Below are 7,241 nucleotides of genomic sequence, written 5' to 3'. Positions count from 1 at the left end.
ACGCCGTAGGCGGCGACGATCTCGGCGCAGGCGATGTGGAAGGGGTCGATGACGGCGTGTTCGGGGCGTTGGTCCAGGCCGGGGCCGTAGCCGGCGGCGATGTCGCGGCGTAGTTGTTCCTCGCGGCAGATGTCCCAGAATCGGTGGCAGGCGCGGATCCGGGCCGCTGCCGCCCGGTTCTCGGCGTGCAGTGCCTGCAGCGCGGCCGAGCTGGCGGCCCGCAGGTCGGCGCAGGGATCGCCGGCCCGCAGGTCAGCGGTGGCATCGCCAGTGGGGGAGCTGTCCTCGCCGCGTGACCCTCGCATCCCGGCCCCCCTTTTTTTCGGTCGGAGGTCGCATTCCCGCGCTCCACCCGATAATCGCTCGTGCGTTCGATACGGAACCCGCTAGCAACGGGGTACGACACGGACCCTCCACCAGCGCAAACGGGCCGAATCGCCGAATCGGTGGGAGGATGACCCCGTGCTGGACATCGATGCGTTGGTCTCGGTCAGTTGGTGGGCGGTTATTCCGCTGATCGCCGTCGGTTCGGTGCTGCACTTCGCCTTCGACTGGACAGGCCAGAACAGGCTCGTGGCCGTGTTCAGCGCGGTCAACGAGAGCTACTGGGAACACATCAAGATCGCCGCCTGGCCGACCATGGCGCTGTACGCGGGACTGTTCGTTCTCGGCGGCCACGAGTACCCCTCGTTCGTTCCCGCGGCCACGGTCGCCCTCTACTCACTCCCGGTGACGATGATCGGGGCGGTATTCGCATACAAGGCAGTCATCGGACGCAATGTCCTATGGCTCGACATCGCCGTGTTCGCGCTGTGTATCGCACTGGCCCAGGCGATATTCGTGAGCCTGCTGCGGGGGCTGGAGGCCGGTTTCCTCGTCGTCGTCCTCTCGATCTTCTACCTGGCCGGCATCATCGTGGCCTACATGGTCTTCACGCTTCGGCCGCCAGCCGAGCCCGACGTCTTCGTCGACCCCATCACCAACCGGTACGGGCTCGAGGGGCACGCGGACTATGGGGGCGGGAGCACGGACTGAGCGGTGCCCTGGTCGCACGACAGGCGAACGCAACGGGCCCCGTCCGCGGTGCGCGGTCGGGGCCCGTTCGATGCGGCGCGGGGCGCGGGTTACAGGCCCATGTCCTTGGCGATGATGGTCTTCATGACCTCGTTGGTGCCGCCGTAGATCCGGTTCACGCGGTTGTCGGAGTAGAGGCGCGCGATCGGGTACTCGTTGATGAAGCCGTAGCCGCCGTGCAGCTGGAGGCACCGGTCGATGACCTCGGCCGCGACCTCGGTGCAGAACAGCTTGGCGGAGGCGGCCTCGGCCGCCGTGAGCTCGCCCGCGTCGAGGGCCTCGAGGGCGCGATCGGCGACGGCCTGGGCGGCGTCGACCTTCGCCTGGCACGCGGCGAGCTCGAACTTGGTGTTCTGGAACGCGGCGACGGGCTGGCCGAAGACCTCGCGCTGCTGGGTGTATTCCTTGGCGAAACGCACCGCGGCCGCGGCCTGGGCGTAGGCGCCGAAGGCGATGCCCCACCGCTCGGACGGCAGGTTCTGGCCGAGGTAGGAGAAGCCCTTGTTCTCCTCGCCGAGCAGATCCTCGACGGGCACCTTCACGTCCGTGAAGGACAGCTCGGCGGTATCGGACGTCTTGAGGCCGACCTTGTCCAACTTCCGGCCCACGGAATAGCCCTCGAGGGAGGTCTGGACGGCGAGAAGGGAGATGCCGAAACGGCGGTCGTCCTCACGCGGGGGAGCGGTCCGGGCGCAGACGATGACACGGTCCGCCTGGACGCCTCCGGTGATGAAGGTCTTGGCTCCGTTGAGGATGTAGTGCGTGCCGTCCTCGGAGAGCTTGGCGGTGGTCTTCATGCCCGCCAGGTCGGACCCGGTGCCAGGCTCGGTCATGGCGATCGCCCACATCTCCTCACCGGAGACGAACTTGGGGTAGTACCGGGCCTTCTGCTCGTCGGTGGCGAGCATCTTGAGGTACGGCAGGCAGAGCCCGACGTGGACGTTGGAGCCGCCGAAGCTCACGCCCGCTCGCATGACCTCCTCGGACTGGATGGCCTCGAACTTGTGTGAATCGATCCCGGCGCCGCCGTACTCCTCGTCCACCGGGATGCCGAACAGGCCGAGGTCCGCGAGCTTGTAGTAGAAGTCGCGGGGGACGATCCCCGCTGCGTACCACTCGTCGTAGTGCGGGACGACCTCCGTCTCGATGAAGTCGCGGAGGGTCTGGCGGAAGGCTTCGTGGTCGTCGTTGAACACAGTGCGGCGCAAGAGGGTGCCTTTCCATCGGGTGCCCGCCCTGGTCGGCGGAGCGATCGTGCCGGAGGGGAGCGGACATCGGGTAGTGGTGCGTTACTGGTGAGTAGCTTACTGGAAACCGACTGCGCTCCGCGGCGTCTACGACTCATCCATCGGCATTATCGGACTGTTCGCCGGGGACGAATTCCAGGCCGTCGTCCGCGATGACCCGGATCGGACCACGAACGTCGGATCCGGCGACCCGCCGGCCCTTCTGCGTCACCGCGACCTGGCCCCGGTCACGGAGTTCGAACGCGACCTCCCGGGCTGTCGCCATATGGTCGCGCCAGCGCTCACCGCCGACCACCCGAGCCGCGTCCGAGGGGCAGATCGACCCGGGGGCGCGGGAGCGGAGAAGCGTTCTTATCGTCGCCACGAGCCGGTTCCGGGTTCCCTCGTCGGTCGGAGCCCACCAGGGGTCGCCACGCTCCCCGAGGGCGACTTTCGCGTCGTGCACCATCACCCGCGCTGCGTCCCCGTGCGCCTTGACCTCTCGACGCCCGGTCATCAAGGCACGTACCAGTTCGGTGCGCAGGGCCTCGGGGATCGCCGGATCGGTGGCCCGCCACCGTCTGCCGCCGACCACGATGTAGCGGCCGTCGTCCGTGTGCTCCACACCGGGGTCCGAACCGTGTCGCTTGTCGCTCACCCCGTCGATCATGCCCGTCCGGATCGGTCGGCGTCGTGCGGTTCACGTCGTGGATCGCATCCCTCGGGCCGGTGTCCGAGTCCGGTGTTATCGTCACGGCAGGGAACTGAAACGTGTTCCAGAACTTGAGACGGAAGACGAGGGACTGCCGTGGCGGCGCAGGACAACACATTCGATGAACAGTTCGACGTGGTCGTGGTCGGATCGGGGGTGGCCGCACTCTTCGGCGCCGCCGCCGCGGCATCTCGGGGCCTGTCGACCTGCCTGATCGAGAAGACCGACCGGTTCGGCGGCACCTCGGCGTACTCGGGTGGCGCGGTGTGGCTGCCCGGGAACTCCGTGCTCCTCAGGGACGGCGTCGAGGATTCGGTCGAGAAGGGGCGGACCTACTTCCGCGCGGTAGTCGGCGAGCGGACTGACCGGGATGTCCAGGACGCCTTCCTCAACACCGGCCCGGCGGTCGTCGACTTCCTGCAGGAGCGGCTGGGCATCTCCACCCGTTTCCAGGCGTTCCCGGACTACTTCGACGCGCCCGGCCGGCAGGAGCTGGGGCGCAGCATCTACCCGAAGCCCATCAAGGGCGAGGAGGTCGGTGCCCGGGTGTCCGACGTCAGGCCACCCGTACCGGCGGACCAGTTCGGCGCGCCCGAGGACACCGGCCGTCTCGAGGGCGGGCGGGCGTGGGTGGCCCGGCTGGTCCTGGCCCTCGACTCGATGGAGTGCGCCGAGACTCGCCTGAACACGGGGGCGAGCGAGCTGGTGCGTGACAGCGACGGGCGCGTGACCGGCGTCGTGGCAGAGGGGCCGGACGGCCGACGGGTGATCGGCGCCCGCCGGGGTGTCCTGGTCGCCGCCGGTGGATTCGAACGCTCAGGGGACCTCCGCCGCCGGTGGCAGCAGATGCCCACCGCCGACTGGTCGTCCTCGCACCCCGATACGGGCTCGGGCGACGCGGTACGGATGTTCGAGCAGGTGGGGGCGAAGCTGGACCTGCTCGACCAGTCCTGGTGGTGTCCCGCCACCCTGTTCCCGAACGGCCACGCGGCGTTCACACTGGGATTCCGCGCCGGGTTCATGGTCGACGGAACCGGCCGCCGGTTCGCCAACGAGCTCCTGCCCTACGACCAGATGGGTCGGCAGATGCACGCGCGGATGGTAGCAGGCGCCGGCGACGACTTCTGGCTGATCTTCGACGACGCCGAGGCCGGCGCGTTCCCGGCGATCTGCATCCCCGCACCCGATCCCGACGAGCTGCGCGAGGCGGGGCTGTGGCACACCGCGGGGTCCGTTGAGGAGCTGGCGGCCGCGACCGGACTGGACCCGGCCGCGCTGCAGGAGAGCCTGGAGCGCTTCAACGGCTTCGCAGACCAGGGGAGGGACGCTGATTTCGCGCGAGGGGAGGACCCGTACGGCCGGTTCTTCCTGGGCGCCTCGACGGCCGAGCAGTGCCTGCGACCGGTGGGCGGCGAGCGTCTCCACGCGGTCCGCCTCGTCCTCGGCGACCTCGGCACCAAGGGCGGCGCCGTGATCGACGCCAACGGTGCCGTCCTCGGCACGGACGGCGAGCCGATCCCCGGCCTGTACGCGGCGGGCAACTCGTCGGCGTCCGTGTCCGGGGAGGCCTACCCGGGCCCGGGCGTCCCGCTGGGATCGGGCATGACCATGGCGTTCCGGGCCGTGGCCGACATGGCCGGGCACCCGATGCCGATCGCACCCTGAGCTCGGGACACCCAGAGCCCGTGACCTCCTGAGCCCGTGACCCGCTGGGCCGGCGCGATCAGCGACCGGCCCAGCGGAGGAACTCCGCGACAGGGATGACGGGGGTACCCCACTTCCGCGCCGCGCGTGACTTCGTCGACTGACTGCCGGGGTCCGCCAGCACGAGGACGTCGCACCGGGACCGGGTCACCGCCGCGACCGCGACCAGCCCGTGCCGCGACGCGAGCGACTCCAGCTCCGGCCTCCCGAGTTCGTCGCCGTCGGCGTCGACCGCGTTCCCGCTGAAACACACCCGCGCCCCGGGCTGCAGAACCCCGGCGACGTCGACCGCCGGCGGGGCCTGAAGCCCCCGGGTGAGATCCGACCCCACCACCTCCGAGGCCCGCCGCAGCCGGTCCAGCAGCACTGCGGTCACCGGTGCGGCCCCAGCCGTGCGACGGATCTCCTCGGCCACGAGCGCTCGCGCCCCCACCACGAGATCGTGATCGCCGGCGGTGACCACCTCGTCGTCGTCACCCCGACCCGGGAGACCACCGCGGCGCGGGAGGTCGAGCAGCACCGCCGACACGTCCAGACTCACCCGCAGCAACGCCGACAGCTGGGGCAGGGCGGCGGGGGACGGTGGGCGGACGTCCCCGTCGCGGGTGAGGAGATACCCGCCCGCAGGGTTCCCCACCGGGTCGCCACCGAACGTCCCGGCCGCGGCCTCGTCGGTCCACAGACGCTCCCGGGCCTCGAGTGCCACGCGCGCCCGGCGGAGGGCCGAACCCGCGCGGTGGCGGGCCCGCTCCCCGGGGATGAGGGCCGCGGAGGGGATGTCGACCCCCGGGGGCATCGGCTCGGCCGCGCCCAACCGTTCGAGCTCCGTCTCGAGACACCCCAGGGTCGCATCCAGATTCACGCCGATCGGCGTGTGCCCGTCGACCAACGGGGCGAGCAGAGTCCACGCCTCGGCGAGCGTCGGCGCGAGGAGCACGTCGGAGGCGGTGATCCCGTAGTCGGCCCGGGCCTCACCCACGTCACGTTGCGGGTTGACGAGAGTCGTCACGGCCGTGCCGTCCGGGAACGCGACCGCGATCTCGACCGGGCGGGGGCGGGAGCGGGGCCCGCGCTCGCCGACGGTGAGAGCGGCAATCGCACAGTAGCGGCGTCGGTGGACGTCGCCGTCGGTGTCGCGGAGAAACCTCAGGATGCGTCGGTCGGTGCCGAGGTCGCGCGCCCTGACGGGCCTGGTGAGGACGAGACCGTCCAGGGTCCGCGCGCGGCTCAACGCGACGTACAACTGGCCGGGCGCGAACGTGCCACCGCCGAGGTCCACCACGAGCCTGTCCAGGGTCTGCCCCTGACTTTTGTGGATCGTGATCGCCCACGCGAGCGTGAAGGGGAACTGGGTGAAGGTGCCGACCACCTCGTGCCGGACGGAGCCGTCCGAGCCGACGGGACGGGTGACGTCCCAGGTGTGGGGCGAGACCTCCGCCGCCTCGCCCCCGGGGAATCCGACGACGACGACGGGGGACCGCCCGCCCCGGTCGTCGACTCCTCCCGGGGTCACCTCGAGTACGCGCCCGATGGAGCCGTTGACCCAGCGGTCCGCCGGGTCGTTGGTGAGCATCATGACCTGGGCGCCCACCTTGAACGTGAGTCGCGCCTCGGTGGGTGGTTCGAATCCGGTGAGGTCCCCCGTGGCGGTCGCCTCCATCGACGTCTCCGCCCCGGGCAGGCGATCCAGACGGCGCCGGTTGTGGGATGTGGCCATCCGGTTGGTCGTGGTGAGAGTCAGCCAGGGCTCGTCGGACGGGGGCTCGAAGTGCGGGTCGGTGCGGGAGTTGAGACGGTCGAGCGCCCGGCCGGCGAGCGAGCCCTCGCGGATGGAGTTGAGGATGGCGGTGAGTTCGGGGTCGCCGGACTGACGGAAGACGTGGGTGAGGTCGACGGTGGGGAAGTGGTCGCGGTCGAACCGGTGCGCGGAGAAGAAGTAGGGGGTCGCGTACTCCCCGTCGAAGGCCGGTCGCTCCGCCTCGGTGACGACCGGCGGCAGTTGGAAGAGGTCTCCCACGAGCACGAGTTGAACGCCGCCGAACGGCAGCGTCGGGTCGGGCCCGAATCGCTCGAGTGCGACGGCCATCATGTCGAACAGATCGGCGCGGATCATCGACGCCTCGTCCACGATCAGCGTGCGGAGGCCGGCGAGCGTCGCGGCGAATCTCCCCGGTCGGTATGAGGGACCCCGGATGTGCTCGACGGTGTGGCCGGGGTGGAATCCGAAGAGCCGGTGGATCGTGAGGCCGCCCACGTTGAGGGCGGCGATCCCGGTCGGCGCGGCCACCAGTGTTGGTCGGCGGGTCTCGTCGAGGAAGCGTCGCACGAGGGTCGACTTGCCGGTGCCGGCGCGACCGGTCAGGAACAGGTCGTGTCCGGAGTGGAGGAGATCCAGGGCCCGGTCGAACTCGTCGGTGAGGATGATCCCGCGGTCGGTGGCGGGGACGGGTGCCTGGTCGCTCATTGCCGCCTCGCGGGTCGATGGTGGGGGGACGACGAACGCGGGCCGGATCTCCTTGTCAGGG

Annotated in this window: 5 protein-coding genes and 1 pseudogene; 2 read left to right on the top strand and 4 right to left on the bottom strand. The window is 70.4% G+C overall.

Translation table 11 applies throughout. The features are described from left to right. Nucleotides 1-305: pseudogene (locus tag RWK90_RS16115) on the bottom strand (hypothetical protein); the annotation flags it as partial. Nucleotides 306-462: 157 nt separating this feature from the next. Between RWK90_RS16115 and RWK90_RS16110 the strand changes: the two are divergent. Further along, entirely contained in the window at nt 463-1,035 is a 573-nt protein-coding gene (locus tag RWK90_RS16110; RefSeq protein WP_314038634.1) for a DUF6512 family protein, read from the top strand. Nucleotides 1,036-1,124: 89 nt separating this feature from the next. Here RWK90_RS16110 and RWK90_RS16105 read toward each other — a convergent pair whose 3' ends face one another. After that, nucleotides 1,125-2,282, bottom strand: coding sequence for an acyl-CoA dehydrogenase family protein (locus RWK90_RS16105; RefSeq protein WP_314038633.1), 1,158 nt, complete (start codon nt 2,280-2,282; stop codon nt 1,125-1,127). Nucleotides 2,283-2,415: 133 nt separating this feature from the next. Then, the gene (locus tag RWK90_RS16100) at nt 2,416-2,958 is read right to left on the bottom strand and encodes a DUF3253 domain-containing protein (RefSeq protein WP_314038632.1); all 543 of its coding nucleotides are present in this window, start codon (nt 2,956-2,958) and stop codon (nt 2,416-2,418) included. Between the two features lie 150 nt (nt 2,959-3,108). Here RWK90_RS16100 and RWK90_RS16095 point away from each other — a divergent pair, with 150 nt between their 5' ends. Continuing rightward, entirely contained in the window at nt 3,109-4,677 is a 1,569-nt protein-coding gene (locus RWK90_RS16095) for an FAD-dependent oxidoreductase (RefSeq protein WP_314038631.1), read from the top strand. A 58-nt stretch (nt 4,678-4,735) separates the two neighbouring features. Here RWK90_RS16095 and RWK90_RS16090 read toward each other — a convergent pair whose 3' ends face one another. After that, nucleotides 4,736-7,180: an AAA family ATPase gene (locus tag RWK90_RS16090; RefSeq protein WP_314038630.1), complete on the bottom strand. Its 2,445-nt coding sequence runs from the start codon at nt 7,178-7,180 to the stop codon at nt 4,736-4,738. Nucleotides 7,181-7,241 lie beyond the last annotated feature (61 nt).

Origin of the sequence: Dietzia sp. CH92, assembly GCF_032248695.1 — a bacterium.
GTDB lineage: Bacteria > Actinomycetota > Actinomycetes > Mycobacteriales > Mycobacteriaceae > Dietzia.
Note: the sequence above shows the minus strand (reverse complement) of the source record. Positions and strands in the feature narration are given on the sequence as shown.

Excerpts from the sequence above, each read along its gene's own strand:
- RWK90_RS16090 (WP_314038630.1), bottom strand. The coding sequence starts at position 7,180 with ATGAGCGACCAGGCACCCGTCCCCGCCACCGACCGCGGGATCATCCTC.